Origin of the sequence: Paenibacillus lentus (genome assembly GCF_042714055.1) — a bacterium.
Classification (GTDB): Bacteria; Bacillota; Bacilli; order Paenibacillales; family Paenibacillaceae; genus Fontibacillus; species Fontibacillus lentus_A.
Genome location: NZ_JBHGVC010000004.1, coordinates 338,966 through 358,692, shown reverse-complemented (window position 1 = coordinate 358,692; position 19,727 = coordinate 338,966). Strand labels below are relative to the sequence as shown.

The window sequence follows — 19,727 nt, the reverse complement described above, 5'->3', positions numbered from 1 at the left end:
TGCGTTATCTGATTTTAAAAAGCATCCAGCTATTGCATATTGAATTTAGCGTAACCGCTCCCCCTTTAAAGCACAACGATAAATTTATACCTTCAAAATTAAGACAAGAGACCTTTTGGAGATAAAATTACACATTGGAGCACCTTGCAGCGATCATTTCAATAAAGGTTCTACATTTTCATCAGATTTCTGTCATGGTTTCGGCAATCTTTTCCACTAAAATTATGCCATTTTTCATATAATAAAGTGATGAAGTTCGTAGCTTGTACCCTAAAGTTGATCTCATTATGGCATGAAGTTCATCTAAATAAAGTTTTGTTTAGAACCAAAATACATACTACAATTGATTCAGACGAAGAGTACGAATATTATTTTAGTTCGAAAGGTGGAATAGCCATGGCTATCATACAACAACAATCTGGCAGTAACCTGGACGCGGCTAGGCAATATGTCAATGAGGTATATGAAACGGTCAAGAAACGAAATCCCGGAGAGACAGAGTTTCACCAAGCAGTTAAGGAAATTCTGGATTCCCTCGTGCCTGTCTTCGCTAAACATTCGAAATATCAGGATCATGCGATTCTGGAAAGAATCGTGGAGCCTGAGCGTCTGATTACGTTCCGCGTGCCTTGGGTTGATGATAACGGTAAAGTGCAAGTCAACCGCGGCTTCCGCGTACAATTCAACAGTGCCATCGGGCCTTACAAAGGCGGCCTTCGCTTCCATCCGTCCGTCAATGCCAGCATTATCAAGTTCCTCGGTTTTGAGCAAATCTTCAAAAATTCCCTTACCGGGCAGCCGATTGGCGGCGGTAAAGGCGGATCCGATTTCGATCCTAAAGGCAAATCCGATAATGAAATCATGCGATTCACGCAAAGCTTCATGACCGAATTGTCCAGATACGTCGGCCCGGATACGGACGTTCCGGCTGGTGATATCGGTGTAGGCGCAAGAGAAATCGGCTATATGTTCGGACAGTACAAACGCCTTGTCGGCGGCAACGAAGCCGGTGTACTAACAGGAAAGGGACTGCTGTACGGCGGCAGCCTGGGAAGAACCGAAGCGACGGGCTATGGCCTGGTTTACTTCACGAGAGAAATGTTGAAGACCAAGGGCGAGCGCCTGGAAGGCAAAACCGTGGTCGTATCCGGCTCCGGGAACGTCTCCATCTACGCCATTGAGAAGGCTCAGGAATTCGGCGCCAAGGTTGTCGCATGCAGCGATTCCAACGGCTATATTTATGATGAGAACGGGATCGATCTGGCTACAGTGAAACGCATCAAGGAAGTAGAAAGAAAACGAATCAAAGAATATGTCAACGATCATCCTTCCGCCCTGTACGTTGAAGGCTGCGAAAACATTTGGAGCATTCCTTGCGACATCGCCCTGCCTTGCGCGACGCAAAACGAAATCAACGAGGAGTCGGCGAAATTACTCGTAGCCAACGGCGTGAAATACGTAGCTGAAGGCGCTAATATGCCTTCGACGTTAGAAGCTATTGAAGTATATTTGAACAATGGGGTTTATTTCGGGCCAGCCAAAGCGGCGAATGCCGGCGGGGTAGCAGTATCCGCGCTGGAAATGGCTCAGAACAGCGCCAGACTTGCCTGGTCGTTCGAGAAAGTGGACAAAAAGCTGAAAGATATCATGAAGAACATTTACAGAAACAGTGTCAACGCAGCCGAGGAATACGGATACTCCGGCAACCTTCTGGTTGGCTCGAACATTGCCGGCTTCCTTAAAGTCGCTGATACGATGATCGTTCATGGCGTCGTATAAGATATAGAAGAATATTTCGACTGACATAAAAATGAAGGAGCTGCTCCTGAGTAGAATTTCTACTACAGGACAGCTCCTCTTTGCATTACTGCTGGTTTGTTAGGTTATGGTTATGGTTATAATCCGTAGCTCGGGGCCAACTCTTTCAAAAAGTCATAAAACAGCTTCTCAGTAGGCGGCAGCTCCCGGTTCGCCGGAATGATCACTCCGACATCGCGGGTAACAATCGGCTCGGTGATCGGCAAGGCTACGATAGAATCGGGCAAATATTCACTAAGTGCGATTTCCGGCAGCACCGTCAGGCCGAGTCCCGCGGAGACAAGCCCCTTGATCGCGTCCAGATCATCCCCTTCGAACGTCACCTTCGGCTTGAAGCCCAAATCACCGCAGGCACTCACGACGATTTCCCTCAGCACGAAGCCCTCGGGAAACAACACGAACAAATCATCCTTCAGATCGCTGAGCTTGACCGAGGATCGCTCCGCCAATTTATGCTTGGACGGGAGCAGCGCTTTGAATTTTTCCCGAAAAAGAACTTCCACCTTAATTTGCGATTCGTTCTTAGGCACGGGGCCCATGATGGCCAGGTTCATGTCCCCTTTGATCACCGAATCGACCAGTTCACGGTAAGAACCATGCTGTAATTGAAAATGAACGGAAGGATATCGCTCCCGAAATGCCGACACGACTCCAGGGATCATCTGAGCCGCCAAGCTGCTGGGAAAACCAATCCGTACCGTCCCCCGCTCGGGATCCAGAAATTCACTAATCTCCTGGCGCGCGTTATCAAGCACCTTCGTCAATTGCTCCATATGAGCGAGAAATAGCTTGCCGATGGGAGTAAGCTTTACCCTCCGCCCTTCATGGATGAACAAATCTACGCCAAGCTCGGATTCGAGCTTAAATATCTGCCTACTGACCGCGGACTGCGATACATGAAGAGCATAGGAAGCCTCCGTCACATGCTCCAATTTCGCAACCTCGATGAAATACAAAATTTGTCTTAATTCCATTCTGCCGCTCCACCTCCGGGTTCCCTAAATGTAGATAGCCCCATTATATAAGTTAAGCAAACAGAACAAAAGCGCTTATACTATTTATTGAATATTTTACAATTATAAGGTAATATTAACCTACCTATTCTAATATTTACACTACTTTTCATAGCTGAATCCGCTGCCTAGCGAAATCCAAGTAGCTAACCGCTTCATTCAGATTCCTGAAGAAAAGGAGGTGTTCTCCGCCCAGCCAATATGCGATCATTGTCGTTGCCTCAACGCACCTTAGATTACTAACGAATTAAATGTTAACGTGTGCATAAATTTAGCGTTATTGTCCGATCTGATTTAATCATCTAATAGTAGGGAGGTTTGTAAAGTGGAAAAAACAACTATTAAGAAGGGGACTCTTTTTAAAAGATTCCAGCTCGTTCTATTATCCATCCTCATTGCAGGATCGGCTTTTACTAGTTTGCTAGGTGCAGACAAAGCTCATGCAGCGGATAGTGAAAGCTATCAATGGCGCAAAGTGGTCACTGGCGGCGGTGGAGGCTTTGTACCCGGAATTATTTTTAATACGACCGAACCCGACTTGATATATGCTCGTACGGATATTGGCGGCGCCTACCGCTGGAACCCGGCTGACAACAGCTGGATTCAACTGCTGGACTGGGTTGGCATGGATGAATGGGGCAAGACTGGCGTTGATGCTTTAGCCACGGATCCGGTCGATCCGAATCGCCTCTACCTTGCCGTCGGTACCTATACGAACAGCTGGGATCCGAATAATGGCAGCATTTTACGCTCGACGGACAAGGGAAATACCTGGCAAGCGTCGAGTCTGCCTTTCAAAGTAGGCGGCAACATGCCCGGACGCTCGATGGGTGAACGGCTTGCCATTGACCCCAACAAGAATAACATCCTTTATTTCGGAGCACGCAGCGGCAACGGATTATGGAGAAGCACCGATTACGGGGCTACCTGGAGCAAGGTAACCAGCTTCCCTAACCCAGGCACCTATGTCGAAAACCCCGATTATGAATATCAGAGCGATATCGTCGGACTGGCTTGGATTACGTTCGACCCCTCCACTGGTTCGCCTGGACAAGCTACACAAACGATATATGTAGGCGTCGCGGACAAAAATGAAAGCGTATACCGGAGCACCGATGGCGGAGCTACCTGGTCTGCCGTTCCCGGTCAGCCTGTCGGCTATCTCCCGCATCACGGCGTCCTGGCCTCTAATGGCCAGCTATATATTCCGTATAGCGACGGGGTAGGCCCTTACGATGGAACGAAAGGCGATCTATGGAAATATGATACGGCCACCGGCGCTTGGACGAATATTAGTCCGATTCCATCCAGCAGCAGCGACAATTACTTCGGGTACGGCGGAATAGCCGTAGATGCCCAGCACCCGAATACGCTTGTCGTCGCTACACTCAACTCCTGGTGGCCGGACGCGATCCTTTTCCGCAGTACGGATGGGGGAGCAACCTGGAGCCGTATTTGGGATTGGGACGGATACCCGAACCGGACGCTCCGGTATACTCATGATATTTCCGGTGCCCCGTGGCTCGACTTCGGGAACAACCCTTCTCCGCCGGAGATTACGCCGAAGCTCGGCTGGATGATCGGGGATCTGGAGATTGACCCGTTCAACTCCGACCGGATGATGTACGGAACCGGAGCAACCATTTACGGCTCCAACAATCTTACGGCATGGGATACAGGCAGCAAAGTGAACATTAGCGTGATGGCCAAAGGCATTGAAGAGACTGCGGTCAGCGATCTCATCAGCCCGCCGTCCGGCGCGCATTTGATCAGCGGCCTGCTTGATGTTACGGGCTTCAGGCACGATGACCTGACCCAGCCTCCGGCAAAAATGATGACCCATCCGAACAGCACGACGGACATCGATTACGCAGAGTTTGATCCCAGCTTTATTGTGCGCGTTGGACAGGCGGACAAGTCTGCTGATCCCAACGCCAAATCCATCGGCTTCTCCCGGGACGGAGGATCGAATTGGTACGCTGGAAACGGAGAGCCTGCCGGTACTGCGGGCGGTGGCAAGGTTGCCCTTTCTGCGGATGGAAGCGCCATTCTATGGAGCACCTCGGATGTAGGCGTCTTTTACTCCAGCAATGGGGGCAATTCCTGGACAGCCAGTACTGGTGTGCCTAACGGAGCGAAAATCGCTTCTGACCGCGTCAATCCCAATAAATTTTACGCTTGGTCGGCTGGTGATTTCTATGTGAGCACCAATGGCGGAGCTGCGTTTACAAATACGGCAGCAACGGGACTTCCTGCCGAGGGTGATCTGGACTTCAAAGCTATGCCTGGCATAGAAGGCGATATCTGGCTCGCGGGAGGCAATACTACGGCAGGCAAATATGGCCTGTGGCACTCCACGGATTCCGGGGCTTCCTTCACAAAGCTCTCCAATGTTCAAGAGGCGAATGTGATCGGGTTCGGCAAGGCTGCGCCAGGCCAAAATTATATGGCACTCTATACTAGCGCGAAAATAGATGGTGTGCGTGGTATTTTCCGTTCCAATGATGCGGGTGCTACCTGGGTTCGAATCAATGACGACCAGCACCAATATGCCTCTACGAATTCGGCCATTACCGGGGATCCGCGAATCTACGGACGGGTCTATATAGGTACGAATGGACTTGGCATTGTATACGGGGATGCGCTAACAAACCCGCCAGAACCGGAAGTGCCTGCTACCGACTCTACGATCTCGCCCACTACCGCTGCCTTTGATAAGAACGTTAACAATCAGGCTGATATTCCGGTAACGCTTACGCTTAACGGAAATACCCTAACGGCTATTCGCAACGGGGCGACATCTTTAATGGAAGGCAGCGATTATACGATTTCCGGCTCAAATGTAACGATCCACAGCAGTTATTTGGCAGCGCAGCCAATTGGTCAATTGAATTTGTCGTTCCAGTTCAGCGCCGGGGCTTCCCCGGTGTTGAGCATCACGATCCAGGACACCAGCGTAACAGCACCTGCCGGGGACATTACGGTACAAATGTTCAATGGATCCGTTGCCGATGTGACGAATACGCTTAATCCCCGGATTAAACTGACAAATAACGGCAGCGAGGCTATTAATCTATCCGATGTCAAGCTGCGCTATTACTACACCATTGACGGAGAAAAACCGCAAACTCTGTTCTGCGACTGGACGCAGGTAGGCAGCTCCAACGTAACGGGCACCTTCGTCAAGCTTCCCGCTGCCGTAAGCGGCGCGGATTATTATGCAGAGGTCGGCTTTACGAGCGGAGCAGGCAGTCTAGCCGCTGGCCAGAGCATCGATCTGCAAATCCGCATTTCCAAATCCGACTGGAGCAATTACTCCCAAAGCGATGATTACTCCTTCGACTCAGCTTCAACGGCTTACACCGATGCCCCGCGAATGACCGGCTACGTATCCGGTGCACTGCAATGGGGAATTGAGCCTTAAAGTGCTTTTTCATTAAGAAAAACCTCGCTCTGAACTGATCCCCAATGGTTAGGCTACAACCTATCCATTGGGGTCATTTCATCTGCGAGGTTCTTTCTAAGAGATCAATCAATCATATCTTCCGGTCGATCCAGCGCATAGAGGCTGCGGTACCTTGGTTCGCGCTCAAGCAGCTCCTCGTGCGTACCGCGCATCAGGATCGCGCCGTGCTCCATGAAGATGATCTCGTCCATCTTCTCCGCGCCGACCAAATGGTGCGTGACCCATACGAGCGTCTTGCCCGCTGTCGTCCTGAAAATCGTCGACAGCAGCTCGCGCTCGGTGCGTGGGTCAAGCCCCACGGTCGGCTCGTCCAGGACGAGCACCGGCGCATCCTGGAGCAGGATGCGCGCTAAGGCTACGCGCTGCCGCTCTCCGCCGGAGAAGCGCTGCCCGGTCTCACGCATCGGCGTGCTCAGCCCCGCCGGCAGCGTAGCGACTAGCGCGTCAAGCTGCGCCTGCTGCACCGCCAGGTGAAGCTCCTCCTCCGAAGCGCTTTGACGCCCAAGCCGGATATTGTTCGCTACGGTCGTATCGAACAAATGCGGGCTTTGGTTCAATACCGAGATGACCTTGGAGATGTCATCCCCGAAATGCGCTGCCGGAACACCGTTGATCAGCACGCTGCCTTCACTTGGCGAGAGTGCGCCCTGAATCAGCTTCAGCAGCGTGGATTTGCCCGCACCGCTTCGGCCGATTACCATGACTCGCTTGCCCTGCGGAATATCGAGCGATACATCGGAAACAGAATAAGCACCAGGGTTCTTCTGTAAGCCTTGCTCAGCGTCATAAGCAAAGGAGACTCCGCGCAGCTCCAAATGGATTTCATGTGCAGCCGAATCCGTGAATCCCGCGAGCTCGCCCTTCTCGACACTCCTAACCAATTCTGCGGATTCCACGGACTTACCTCTCTCGCCGCGCACTGCCGATTCTCCAGCCTCGTTCGAGCTCTGCAACAGCTTCTGCCCCATGGCTGGCCCCGTTATCCGATCCAATCGGGTCAGCGATTCCTGATACTGTGGAATGCGCTCGACGGCCTCGGACAACGGCAGGAATGCATCCGCCAGCGGGAATACAACCAGCACGAAGGCAGCGATTAAGACGGGATCAATATGCCCCGCAGCAGCTTGGCCGCCCGACCAATAAATCATAGAAACGACGGCGATCCCGACGACGAGCTGGCCGATCAGGCTTCTCCATCTCGCCCAGGTCCGCAGTTTGCGCTCTTTACGGGCTACGATGTCTTCATCATGCTCATAGGACTCCAGGAACTCTGCGGGTCTGCCGCTAATGACCCAGTCGCCGATGCCCATCACAGCATCGGTAAGCTTCTGGTATAATCCATTGCGCTCCCGCTTCACCTCTGCATTCGTGCGTTTGGTCAGCATTAGTGAGATATAAGGCAGTACGGCGACGAGTATAAAGATATACCCTGCCATCAGCAAGGCAAACAACCAGTCGAACCGGCCCAGGGCAACGATGACGATCCCATAGACGATAACAGCGACAAGGCTCGGGAACACCGTGCGGATATAGACGTTCTGCAGCTGCTCTATATCGTCTGCCAGGACGCCGAGAATATCCCCTGCCCGGTAACGGGAACGGATAAACAGCGCTTGAGGCTCCAATATTTTATATAGGCGCACTCGCATTTTGGACAGAATCCGCAGGACTGCATCATGACCGACCAATCGTTCCACATAATGAATGACAGCCCGGCCGATCCCGAATGCCCGAATGCCGACAATAGGCACATAGACGAGCAATATGTTATACGGCTGCAGGGACGATTTGGAGATGAGGAAGCCCGAAGTGAACATAAGCATGCTAGCCGCTAATATCGTCAGCGTACCGAGGATCAGATACAGGGCGAAGCGGCCGCTGTAGGCGCGGAAATACGGAGCAATCCACTGCTCGTGCCGGACAACATCCACTTCACGATCCCGTCCCGCAGCACCCTCTTTCATACTCACAGTATCCCCTCCCGCTGAGATGTCAGTAAATGATAGTAGGCTCCCTTTCTTGCCACCAATTCGTCATGCGTGCCCGTCTCGACGATTCGTCCCTGCTCCATGACGATAATGCGATCCATATCCCGCATCCAGTGCAGGCGGTGGGTAGCCAGCAGCACGAGCCTACCCTCGAATAAGGGCAGCATCGTCGCCTTCAATTCATATTCCGTCTCGATGTCCAAATGAGCCGTCGGCTCATCCAGCAGCAGGATCGGCCGCTCGCTGAGCAAAGCGCGAGCCAGCGCCACTCGCTGCTCCTGGCCGCCGCTCAATGCCCGGCCTCCCCCGCCGATCGGCTCATCATACCCGGCGGGCAGTGAAGCCGCTAAAGCGCCGAGACCCGCGGCGGCAGCTGCCTGCTCGATGGCCGGACGGGAGGCTCCCGGCGAATAGAACGCAATATTATCAGCCAGCGTTCCGCTAAATATATATGGATTTTGCGGAATGTACGTAATCTGCTTCCGCCATTCCGGGCTAGCGAGATCTCCAAGCTTCACGCCGTTAATCCCGATCTCGCCTTCCGTCGGCCGCAGAAATCCTCCAAGCACATCGATCAGCGTCGATTTGCCGGCGCCGCTCTCTCCGATAATTCCGATTTTGCCAAAGCCGCTCAGCTCAAGTCCTGCCCGATCCAGCGAGGCCTGGCCTTCTTCCTCATGCCGCACCGTCACCGAAGACAGCTTCATAACGCTATCCGCCCGCCATTCCAGCGAAGCTGAAGCCGCTTCAGGCAATCGCGCCAAGGCCGCCTTCTCCGCCTCTCCTTCGGCGATGATCGCATCCATCGCTTGACCGGCCTCTTTGCCGTCCAGGGTCGCATGATAATCGGCCCCGACCATCCGCACGGGAAGGAAATACTCCGGGGCCAAGATGAGTATCGTCAGACCCGTTAGAAGCGTCATATTGCCATCGATCAAGCGCAGACCGAGACTAACCGCTACCGAAGCGACCGACAGCATCGTAAAGAAATCAAGGGCGAACGAGGACAAAAACGCCACGCGAAGCGTTCGCATCGTCGCGGAGCGGTAGGAATCGCTCACTCTTTCAATAGATTCGCTATGTCTCTTGCTGTGCCCTAGAAATTTCAATGTCTCCAGTCCACGCAGCGAATCTACGAAATGATTCGACAAGGTACGGTAGGATTTCCACTGGCGATCCATTTGCTTGCGTGCCGCAAGACCGACCAGAATCAAAAAGATGATTAAAATCGGCAGCGTGACAATTAAAATAACAGCTGCCGTAATATCCAGCGTAAACACATACAGCAGAATGAGAGCCGGCGTCAGCCCGGTCGCCAGCATACGAGGCAGGAACAGCTCCAGATAGTTGCGGAACTTCGTCACGCCGTCCAGAACGAGCGTCACCAGATTGCCGGTTCCCTCTCTTTTTGCAAAGCGGGGGCCCAGCTCGAACAGTTTTTCCATCACCTGCTTGCGCAGCTCTTTACCTGTCTGCTCGGCGAACCTGTAGGCGATCCTCTGCTGCAGCAGCGCAGAAATTTGCCTGACGATAAAAGCAAGCAGGAACAAGACGGCCCCGCCGAATTGCTCCTGCAGCTTAGCGCCGGCAAACAGGGCGGAGACGACCTCCGCCAGCCATTTGGCCTGCAATATGATAGCGATGCTCTGAATGAGGGTCAAGACGCCGATTCCGGCAAGAACCGGCTTGATTCCCTTGTACTTCATTAAATCGCGTCCCATTAGTACTCTAAATGCTCCTTCTCATTGATGCGTTTATGAAAGACGAAATAGCTCCAAATTTGATAACCAAGTACAAACGGCAGCAAAGTCAAAGCAACAATCGTCATAATCTTTAATGAATATGGACCTGATGCCGCGTTATGAATCGTCAGCGAGTAAGCTTCACTGATTGAGCTGACCATGACGCGCGGAAACAATCCAATAAACACGGAAGCGATGGAAAGTGCAATCAAGGTTCCCGTCATTCCGAATGCCCAGCCGTCTCTCTGTTTCATGATGAACCATCCGGCGAGCAGGAATGCACCAAGGCCAACAACGGCTATAAGCGTCAGCGGCAGGGCACGAACTTCAAACACATCGGTCTGGAAGAACGTCATCACACCAAAAACAACAAACAATGCCGCTAACGGAATCAATAGCTTATGCGCCAATTTGCGAGCCCGCTCCCGCAAGCTGCCCGTCGTCCGCAAGGATGTAAACAGCAGGCCGTGAACGAGACAAAGCACGACGACGGTAATCCCGCCAACAAGCGTGTACAGGTTGACCATATCGAATAGTCCGGCCTTCATCTCCATGTCGCCGTCAATCGGCAGTCCTTTGAGCATACCGGAGAAAACGACGCCGAACAGAAACGGAGGCAGCAGACTGCCTAGAAAAATGGCCAGATCCCAGGTGTTTTTCCAGCGTGTATTTTCGACTTTCCCCCGGAATTCGAACGCCACTCCCCGGCCGATCAGTGCCAGCAGCAATATGACAAACGGTGTATAATAACCGCTAAACAACGTCGCATACCAGTTTGGAAAAGCCGCGAACATCGCGCCGCCCGCCGTCAGAAGCCATACTTCGTTAGCATCCCAGAAGGGGCCGATCGAATTGATCAACACCCTTCTCTCCATATCATTTTTCGCTAGAAAACGAGTACTCATCCCCACCCCAAAGTCAAAGCCCTCAAGGAAGAAGAAGCCGATAAATAAAACTGCAACGAGGATAAACCAAAGCTCATTAAGAGATAGCATGGTATCCCTCCTTACCATATGGATCTGCCGATTGCCCATCATCTACATTCTCGGCATAAGGGCCTTTCTTAATCACCTTGACGAATAAATAAACCATCACTGCGGCTAATACTGCATAAATCGCCGTGAACGCAATGAGCGAGAACAGGATTTGTCCCGAGGTTACGCTCGGCGATATACTGTCCTCTGTCCGCATGTAGCCGAACACAGTCCATGGCTGCCGTCCGATCTCCGTCATAATCCAGCCCGCCGTATTCGCAATGAACGGCAAGGAAATCGCCCACAGCATGATGCGGTAATACCATTTATTCGGACGCTCCAGCTTTTTGCGCCAAGCCAGATATGCACCGTACAGCCCTAATACGATCATTAGAGATCCGGCTGCAACCATAATCCGGAAGCTCCAGAAGGTGGTTCGTACCGGTGGAATATAGTCGCCGGGCCCGTAGGCTTGTTCATATTCCGCCTGCAGCTCATTCATCCCTTTGACTTCTCCAGAGAATTCACTATAGGACAAGAAGCTAAGCAGGTAAGGAATTTTGATCTCGAAATTGTTCTTTCCGGTCTCCGGATCGATATGCGCATATACCGTCCAAGGAGCCGGGTCGCCGCTTTTGCCCCATAAGCTTTCGGCGGCCGCCATTTTCATCGGTTGGGTTTTCACCAAATATTGCGCCTGCTGGTGACCGTACAGAGCGGTACCGAGGGAGGCAATTAAGCCGATGACGACAGCGATGGTAAACGATTTTTTGAAGAACTCCACATCCTGGCGCTTCATCAGCTTGTAAGCACTAATACCTGTAATCATGAATGCCCCTGTGGCAAATGCGCCGAGCACCGTATGCGGGAATTCCACCCACAGCTGGCCGTTGCTGATCAGCGCGAAGAAGTCATTCATTTCCGCCCGGCCGTTATTGATCTCGAAGCCGACGGGACGCTGCATGAACGAGTTTGCTGCTAAAATCCAGAAGGCGGAAGCAATCGTACCAATGGACACGAGCCAAATGCTTAGCAAATGCACTCTCTTGGATAACCGATCCCATCCGAAAATCCACAATCCGATAAACGTCGATTCCATGAAGAAGGCGAATAACGCTTCAACCGCAAGCGGCGCACCGAAGACGTCACCCACAAAGCGCGAGTAGTCCGACCAGTTCATGCCGAACTGAAATTCCTGCAGAATCCCGGTTACGACCCCTACGGCAAAGTTAATGAGAAATAATTTTCCCCAAAACTTGGCCATGCGCTTATAAATTTCTTTCCCTTTTGTTACATACATGGTCTCCATGATCGCGATGAGCAACACCAGACCTATGGAGAGCGGCACAAAGAAGAAGTGAAATATCGTTGTTGCCGCAAATTGGATACGTGCAAGCATTACCGGATCCATAAATACACCCTTCTTTCATCTTTGGTTTAACTATTGTGAATTCTATCACGGATTTATGAAAACAAACGTGCAAAAAGTAATCGTTTTGTGACAAGAATCACATAATCTTGTGTCCAATATGTTAACACCTCCGCAAACCCGCTTCACGACAACGTTTTTCCAGGCCCTTGCATTTGTGGAGATATTGTGAATGAGCGTTTGTTGAGATTTTCTTGAATAATGTCAACTAGTATCTTTTATCTATGACCGTAACTTTTCACCCCTAAGAAGCGTCTAAACATGAGGTACAGGAAGCCTGAAACCGCTGCGTATCATTTATTTTTTAACTCAAATATTTTATTTAGAAGGAGTCATTCTATCAAGATGAAATTGAAAAGTATCTCCCTAGCTACTGCGCTCCTCGTCTCGCAGGCCGTATTGGCTGTACCTGCCGCCCTGGCGCAATCGCCCGTTTCCGGTTCAGTTGTCCATGAGGAGAACCTGCAAGATCACCAGGTACATACTTCAACGAATACGGTGGCAACTGGATCTGCAGACACGAACGAAACAAAAGGAAATGCTGCAGAAAGCCCGGCAGCAACGACTGTACCCGGCGAGGCAGACACGACGGCAACAGAGACAGAGGCTCCAGACGCTCCTAAGACGCCGGAAGAACCCGCGGGTAATACAGACAAGACCGATCCGTCCGGCAGCAATGCCAATAATGCGGCTAATCCTTCAGGCGGAGGAAGCCAGCTTATTCTTCATATGAACAGCACGCTTATGGAGCAGGACGGCCAGACCTACAACTCCTCCCAGCCCATGATTGTAAAAGACGGCGTATCCTATGTCAGTATTCGATCCTTGGTAGACCGGGTCGGCTATGAAATCGCCTATGACTCGAAAACGAAGGAAACGATTATCAAATACGGAGAAGATGAACTGCGGTTCAAGACGGACAGCAAGACTTACCGGGTAAACGGTAAATCGATGACGATGAAAGGCCCAAGCTACCAGGACAACAACGTGTTCATGGTGCCGCTCACCTCCATCACTCAAGCCCTGAACATTTCTTATAAAGTAGAAGGCAAAAAAGTCATTATGCAGCTATCGACCAAGCCGGTCGCTTCCTTTACTGTTTTGAATGAAAGAATTGTCGCCGGCGAAACGACAGTCCTTTATCAAACAGAGTCCTCTTCCCCTAGAGGTGTGCAAATCGTAAACGAGAGATGGGAAGGACGGCAGGATATCTTCGAAGCCGCTGGCACTTATACGGTTTCCTACTCCGTTCAGGACGCCAATGGAGAGTGGAGCGATCCTTATACCCGCACGATCGTCGTCGTCAATCCGAATATTCCTCCTGTAGCCGAGTTCAAGACGGACAAGGAAGAATACAAAATGGGCGAGCCGATCACGATTACCGATCTGAGCTACGATGAAGAGGATGCAATTGTCGACCGCCAATGGATGAACAACTACCCGGCATTCTTCACCCCCGGCCCGGTCACGATCCAGTTGATCGTCACAGACCAGCATGGAGCGTCCTCAATGGTAGAGCATACGATTAACATTACGACAGAAACACTGTATACGCAGGACGAGTTCTACAAGCTCTTTACTCCGGTCGGCAGCAACTTTATGATCAACGGCGGAGAAGCTCTCGGCTATGAGCGGCTGACATACACTTATTCGACAGAGCCGTATACCCTGTTCAAGGATAATGGCCCCGAGCCCGTATCCTCCGAAGGCGTTCTATACAGGGATACGATTACCGGCCTTACCCGTTTTATGACTCACCATGTCAATAAGACGGAGGAGAAGGCCAAAATTTACCTCATTGCCAAGAACAATAATGAGGTTCCGGCTAACCTGGAAATTATCACCTCAGGTATGGCTGGGCCGGATATCTATGCTGAAATTACCGGCACGAAATCCGTAGCCCGTTATTTCGAGAATTACCAGAACGATAGCAAGAAGAAAACGATCGTCCTTGCTCCCGGCGAGAGCACAATCATTTTTGAGGATATGAACAAGCTCGCCTTGAAGCCAGAGGAAACGATCTCTTTCCTAGGCGACCTTTACAGTGATTCACCGATCGAATATACCAGCGTCTTCGTGAAAGACGGTCAGGATCCCTTAGAGGTGGTTGACACGCTGCCGGTTCTCGATCCGATTCAATCGGTGATGCGCGGCACATTTACGGACTCTACGCGGATATTCGAGCATTTGGATACAATTGGCGGCGGTAAAAATTATCGCCTGTCCCTGACCGATAATACCGCAGATCCATTCCAGATCGGAATGGATACTACGCTTGGAATATCCAGCGTAAACGCCGGGAACTATGGCGTAATCTATAAAATCAAGCTACGTGTAGCTCCGCGTACCCTCATTACGTTCAACCCGCGCGGCGGCTTATATATGGGAGCGGCCTTGGTCAACGGAAATCTCGTCAGCTTCTCCCATACGGGCAAAGACAATATTTCCGGACAGACCAGCGTGCTGCACCGCACAGGTGATTCCGAAGAAATCGTAGACATTTGGACAACACCGTCCGCAGGAAGCAACTTGCCATTTTCTATTCTATTTATGCCTCTTCCTGCAATTAAACATTAATGAAGTACAAGGCATTACAAATCAACAGCCACCCCCGGCAGCATTTGCTGCAGGCCGATTTGGTTCCCGGACAGACGAACCCGACTGCAGCAGCAGCAACTAGCTGCTGCTGCGATTTCTGCCGTCGAGAATATGACGAAAGGCAAGCCATGGGTGTCTCAACAGCATTCGAGGCCCGGCATAACGCATCACCTGCTTGATGTTCTCTTTCTCCTGTGGTGCATAGCAATGCACCGGACAATCTGCACAGGTCGTCTTCTCTTCGCCAAAGCGGCAATAGGTCAGCCGCTTTTGGCTGTATTCGTACAAGGCATAGCAATCGTCGCATAAAAGGGATTCACCCATGGAATAACGCTTCTCCGCCTTCGGATGCAGTCCCTGACAGTAGATCACGATCATATGGGCTACAGTTACTTTTTCGCGGCGGATTCTCGGCCCCTCCCGCCTTGCTGTTCTAGCTTCAGATGTCATTTACGTATAAGCCTCCTATTTAGCTTTAGCTGCGGATGAAGAGAACACTCGGCTCCAAGTGATCATATTTACGATGATCAAAATAACCAAGTAAATATATACGCCATAGTTAACGAAGGTAGCCGCCAAGTGAATCACGCCGAACACGGCCAACAGCAGCATGAGCGGAATAATGCGCAGCCCCTCGCTTTGCTGAGCCGCCTCGAAGGGCTGGGAGAACGGCAATGCCTTGGATAGAAAGGCAAACGAAATGACCGAGTAAAGCATAATGGCAAAACCGAACACGATCAGATCCGGAATAATAACCACGCCGAACAATAGCGCAAAAATTATGCTTTCCAGCACATAAATCGGAAGCACGAGGCGAATTAGCGCGGCCATGATCGTTCCTCTATGGATGGCTGACCGCTCGGCAATCGGAACGGTATGATAAATCCAGGCTGCCTTATGCTTGCCCGAATAGCGCAGCATCATAATAATCGTTGGAACGAGCAGCGCGCAGAAATAAATGAACAGATAGAGCTTCGTTCCAGGCAGGCCTTTAAAGCCAATCTCTTTCAATTGCGCAAAAATAAATATAAACGGGAATATCAGCGAGAAGCCGAGTGAAGGGTAAACCTTCAGCTTGAAGTCCCGCTCATTGCCGATCATCGTCCAGGCAAATCGGAAGAACGCCTTCTCCTGCGGGCCTACCGGAAGCAGCCCCGATATGAATCGTTTCCAGCCTCGATCCCCCTTGTTGCTGCGTTCCCCCGGGTCGGCCAGCTTCTGGAGATTTCTCTCCAGCGACGGCATCAGCTTGATGTAAACTAAAATCGCCAGAACAGGCACCGCTATGGCAAGCAGCGTAAAACCGACATAAAACGGGTCACGATTTCCTTGCAGCAGCACCTCGAATGGAGCTCCGAACCAGACCGGGACAACAAAAATTTGCCACCATTTAGGCTGAAACACTACATCAAGATTCACGATGTCAAACAGTCGGATGAGCAGCTGATAGCCGATCGTGATCGCAATTGTAAAGCCGATCTGCACATAGTTGATCATGTCCTTCAGCTTTTCGCCGTCAAAGAACCGCAGTACCGCTAAGTACAACGTCGCCGTAAGCACGACAACCAGCAGATCCATTAAAATCAAAGCTAATAAAAAGATTAAAAAAAACAGCACACCGTGCTTCACCAATCCGACGATAAGCGGAATAATTCCGATAGCCCCCGTCAAAAACACCATGTAGATAAATACATGGACGGTCTTCGCCATCGAAATGGTTTTGCGGCTGACCGGCTTCGTTCCGAGAATATTCCGATCACGAATATCCAGCAGCACCGAGGAAAAGTCAGATATCAGCGCGGTAAGCGTCATAAACATAAAGATGCCGAAGAGCAGGCTCATCTGAAAAATGTAATTTTCGCCGAGCAGGATAAACGGTGTACTGAATGCGCCGAAAATACCGTAAATCCACAAGGAGCCGAGAAAGTTGTTGCTGTCCTTGGTTTCCTGCCGATCAGCGGATTTCCTACTGCTATTTTTGTTCATAAAGGAAGGTACTCTTCGGGCGTCCATCATGAGCTTCACCTGTAAAATATGACGCATGACGGCATAATCCACACCGGCCTTTTCAAATAAACCTCGGAAGCGATCCAATACGAGCAATGATTTGTAATTTTTCATCCACTTACACCTCTTGGACGATATTTACAAATTGCTCAGCGATCGCTCTATGTTCATTGAAGCCCGTGAGCTGGTTGAAAATTTGCTCCAGCGAGCCTTCCTGGCTGCGATCCTTCAGCTCCTCAAAGGTGCCGTCCGCCACAATCCTACCGCCATCCAGCAGGATAATCCGGCTGCTGATCTTCTCGACGACCTCCATAATGTGCGAGGAGTAAAAAATCGTTTTGCCGTTCGCCGCCAGAATTGCCAGCAGCTCTTTAACTACCATTACACTGTTGGCGTCCAAACCGCTCAACGGCTCGTCCAGGAACAAAATATCCGGATTATGCAGCAGGCTGGAGGTGATTAATACCTTTTGCTTCATGCCTTTAGAAAACGTCGCGATCCGGGTATCCAATACATGACCAAGGCCGAATTGCTCCAGCAATCTCCGGGCTTTGCTCTCCGCATCCTGGGCAGTCATCCCGTACAGCTCCCCGATGAACGTTAAATATTCCCTTGCCGTCAGCGTGTCGTATATTTCGGCGATTTCAGGAACATAGCCGATTCTCCGTTTATATTCCACGTCCCCGTCCTTTGGACTCTGGCCCAGGACTCTCACTTCCCCATCATAGCCATCCACCAAACCAAGCATAATTTTCACCGTTGTACTCTTGCCTGCCCCATTAGGCCCTATATATCCAATAATTTGTCCAGGATAAACCTCCAGATCGATTCCATTCAGCACATACTTCTCCTCGAATTTCATCCGCAAATCCCGGATCGAAATCAGAGGTTGCCTTGATTCGTTCATTTTCCCAGCCCCTTCTCGTCCAAACTAAACACGAAGCTTATCCCTCAGCCATTTGCCTGTTCCTTCTTAATCCATGTCCTAACGAAATTCTGCTTTATAGATATTATCCAGGATATGCACCATTTTCTCAATATTACTACGCATTGTTAGTATAATGTACATATCCGTTCGGAATACCGGGCTCCATCAAAAAAAGACTGACCCCAAGCTAACCTCTAGCATGGAGTCAATCTCGATAATTTTAAATAAAATTATGACTCTTTCGGCATGAAGCCGCTAATGTCTACGCCAAGTCCCTGTGCTAACCGCATACCGTATTCTGCGTCTGCGCGGAAGAAGTTGCATACTGCTCGAAGCTGGGTTTGCTCCGGTGTCTGACTCAAATCACTTACCAGGTTATGGATCAGACTGTCCTTCTCCTCTGCCGTAAAGCTGCGGTACAATTCGCCAGCCTGCGTGAAATCATCCGTCTTGGCGATGCGTTCGCAGCCTGCCTGGCCGGCTAACGGCATCACGCTATCGCGATAAGCAGGCGCTTCCTTTGGACTCTCATCGAAGCTGTTCGGCTCGTAATTGATCGGTGAAGGGTCTTGCTTCATGTTCATAAGGCCGTCTCTTTGATGGTTGCGCACCGGCGCATAAGGGCAATTGACCGGAATTTGCAGATAGTTCGCCCCCAAGCGGTAACGCTGGGTATCCGGGTAAGAGAACAGTCTGCCTTGCAGCAGCTTATCCTCGGACGGCTCAATGCCGGGAACGAGCACGCTCGGCGAGAATGCGGACTGTTCGACTTCGGCGAAGAAATTATCGGGGTTCCGATTCAGCGTCATCGTGCCGACTTTTACCAGCGGATAGCTGTCCTCCGGCCATACTTTGGTAGGGTCGAGCGGATCAAAGCCCCAACGATCCAAGTCCTCCACAGGCATCAACTGTGCATGCAGCTCCCATTGCGGGAATTGGCCCTGCTGGATATGGTCGTATAGATCGCGAGTAGCATGGTTGAAGTCGCGTCCCTGCACTTCGCCAACTTCTGCAGCGGAGAAGGTAGCGACGCCTTGCTTCGACTTCCACGTATACTTCACATAAGTAACCTTGCCCCCGGCATTGATCCATTTAAAGGCGTGTACGCCGAAGCCGTCCATTTGGCGGTAGTTCGCCGGTGTCCCGTTATCCGAGAACAGCCAGGTCATCATATGCGTGGATTCGGGCGATAACGTCATGAAATCCCAATACCGGGCAGGCTCCTGGATGTTCGTGGCTGGCGATGGCTTCAAGGAGTGAACCATGTCCGGAAATTTGATCGCGTCGCGAATGAAAAATACAGGAAGATGGTTGCCCACAAGATCATAGTTCCCTTCTTCAGTGTAAAATTTCACCGCAAAGCCTCTGGGGTCACGTGCCGTCTCCGGGGATCCCGTCCCATGAATAACCGTCGAGAAGCGGACGAACACCGGTGTTTCTTTACCGGCCTCCTGCAGGAAATGAGCTCGCGTATACGGGGCCATGCTGCTCTCCGTCACGAACACTCCATGTGCGCCAGCGCCCCGGGCGTGAACGACCCGTTCCGGAATACGCTCGCGATCGAAGTGAGCCAGCTTCTCCAGCAAATGATAGTCCTCCAGCAATGTTGGCCCGTTTTGTCCAGCCGTTCTTGAGTTTTGGTTATCTCCTACCGGAGCCCCCTGGTTCGTTGTCATCCAATTTGTCATCTATATCATCCCCTCAATTTGCTATTGTATTTAGACTTAATCTAAGTTCTGTATTAGATATTATCATGTTCTCACA

12 protein-coding genes are annotated in these 19,727 nt (G+C 51.0%); 3 read left to right on the top strand and 9 right to left on the bottom strand.

All coding sequences use genetic code 11. The annotated features are described in order from the left end of the window. Positions 1-396 precede the first annotated feature (396 nt). The gene (gdhA, locus tag ACE3MQ_RS11520) at positions 397-1,779 is read left to right on the top strand and encodes an NADP-specific glutamate dehydrogenase (protein ID WP_379392753.1); all 1,383 of its coding nucleotides are present in this window, start codon (positions 397-399) and stop codon (positions 1,777-1,779) included. Between the two features lie 116 nt (positions 1,780-1,895). Here gdhA and ACE3MQ_RS11515 read toward each other — a convergent pair whose 3' ends face one another. Next, positions 1,896-2,792, bottom strand: coding sequence for a LysR family transcriptional regulator (locus ACE3MQ_RS11515; protein WP_379392752.1), 897 nt, complete (start codon positions 2,790-2,792; stop codon positions 1,896-1,898). 364 nt (positions 2,793-3,156) lie between these two features. On the opposite strand from ACE3MQ_RS11515, the gene ACE3MQ_RS11510 reads away from it, so the two are divergent. Then, entirely contained in the window at positions 3,157-6,255 is a 3,099-nt protein-coding gene (locus tag ACE3MQ_RS11510) for a X2-like carbohydrate binding domain-containing protein (protein ID WP_379392751.1), read from the top strand. A gap of 104 nt (positions 6,256-6,359) precedes the next feature. Here the strand turns inward: ACE3MQ_RS11510 and cydC are convergent, their stop codons facing one another. From cydC to ACE3MQ_RS11490, 4 genes are read right to left on the bottom strand one after another with little or no spacing between them, the layout of a single operon-like run. Then, positions 6,360-8,261, bottom strand: coding sequence for a thiol reductant ABC exporter subunit CydC (gene cydC, locus ACE3MQ_RS11505; RefSeq protein WP_379393086.1), 1,902 nt, complete (start codon positions 8,259-8,261; stop codon positions 6,360-6,362). A gap of 2 nt (positions 8,262-8,263) precedes the next feature. Next, entirely contained in the window at positions 8,264-10,006 is a 1,743-nt protein-coding gene (gene cydD, locus ACE3MQ_RS11500; protein ID WP_379392750.1) for a thiol reductant ABC exporter subunit CydD, read from the bottom strand. Next, entirely contained in the window at positions 10,006-11,022 is a 1,017-nt protein-coding gene (gene cydB / locus ACE3MQ_RS11495; protein WP_379392749.1) for a cytochrome d ubiquinol oxidase subunit II, read from the bottom strand. The genes cydD and cydB overlap by 1 nt, the downstream gene beginning before the upstream one ends. Continuing rightward, positions 11,009-12,412 carry a cytochrome ubiquinol oxidase subunit I gene (locus tag ACE3MQ_RS11490; protein WP_379392748.1) on the bottom strand — a complete coding sequence of 468 codons (1,404 nt, stop codon included), beginning with the start codon at positions 12,410-12,412 and terminating at the stop codon, positions 11,009-11,011. The genes cydB and ACE3MQ_RS11490 overlap by 14 nt, the downstream gene beginning before the upstream one ends. Before the next feature lie 363 nt (positions 12,413-12,775). Here ACE3MQ_RS11490 and ACE3MQ_RS11485 point away from each other — a divergent pair, with 363 nt between their 5' ends. Beyond that, complete coding sequence (locus ACE3MQ_RS11485) at positions 12,776-15,007, top strand: copper amine oxidase N-terminal domain-containing protein (protein ID WP_379392747.1); 2,232 nt, start codon at positions 12,776-12,778, stop codon at positions 15,005-15,007. Between the two features lie 99 nt (positions 15,008-15,106). On the opposite strand, the gene ACE3MQ_RS11480 is transcribed toward ACE3MQ_RS11485, so the two are convergent. The 4 genes from ACE3MQ_RS11480 to ACE3MQ_RS11465 form a co-directional block, all read right to left on the bottom strand. Continuing rightward, positions 15,107-15,478 carry a nitrous oxide-stimulated promoter family protein gene (locus ACE3MQ_RS11480; RefSeq protein WP_379392746.1) on the bottom strand — a complete coding sequence of 124 codons (372 nt, stop codon included), beginning with the start codon at positions 15,476-15,478 and terminating at the stop codon, positions 15,107-15,109. 15 nt (positions 15,479-15,493) lie between these two features. Beyond that, positions 15,494-17,149 carry a hypothetical protein gene (locus tag ACE3MQ_RS11475; protein WP_379392745.1) on the bottom strand — a complete coding sequence of 552 codons (1,656 nt, stop codon included), beginning with the start codon at positions 17,147-17,149 and terminating at the stop codon, positions 15,494-15,496. Between the two features lie 4 nt (positions 17,150-17,153). After that, on the bottom strand, positions 17,154-17,942 hold the full coding sequence (locus ACE3MQ_RS11470) for an ABC transporter ATP-binding protein (protein ID WP_379392744.1): 789 nt from the start codon (positions 17,940-17,942) through the stop codon (positions 17,154-17,156). Positions 17,943-18,193: 251 nt separating this feature from the next. Beyond that, complete coding sequence (locus ACE3MQ_RS11465; protein ID WP_379392743.1) at positions 18,194-19,651, bottom strand: catalase; 1,458 nt, start codon at positions 19,649-19,651, stop codon at positions 18,194-18,196. Positions 19,652-19,727: the final 76 nt, after the last annotated feature.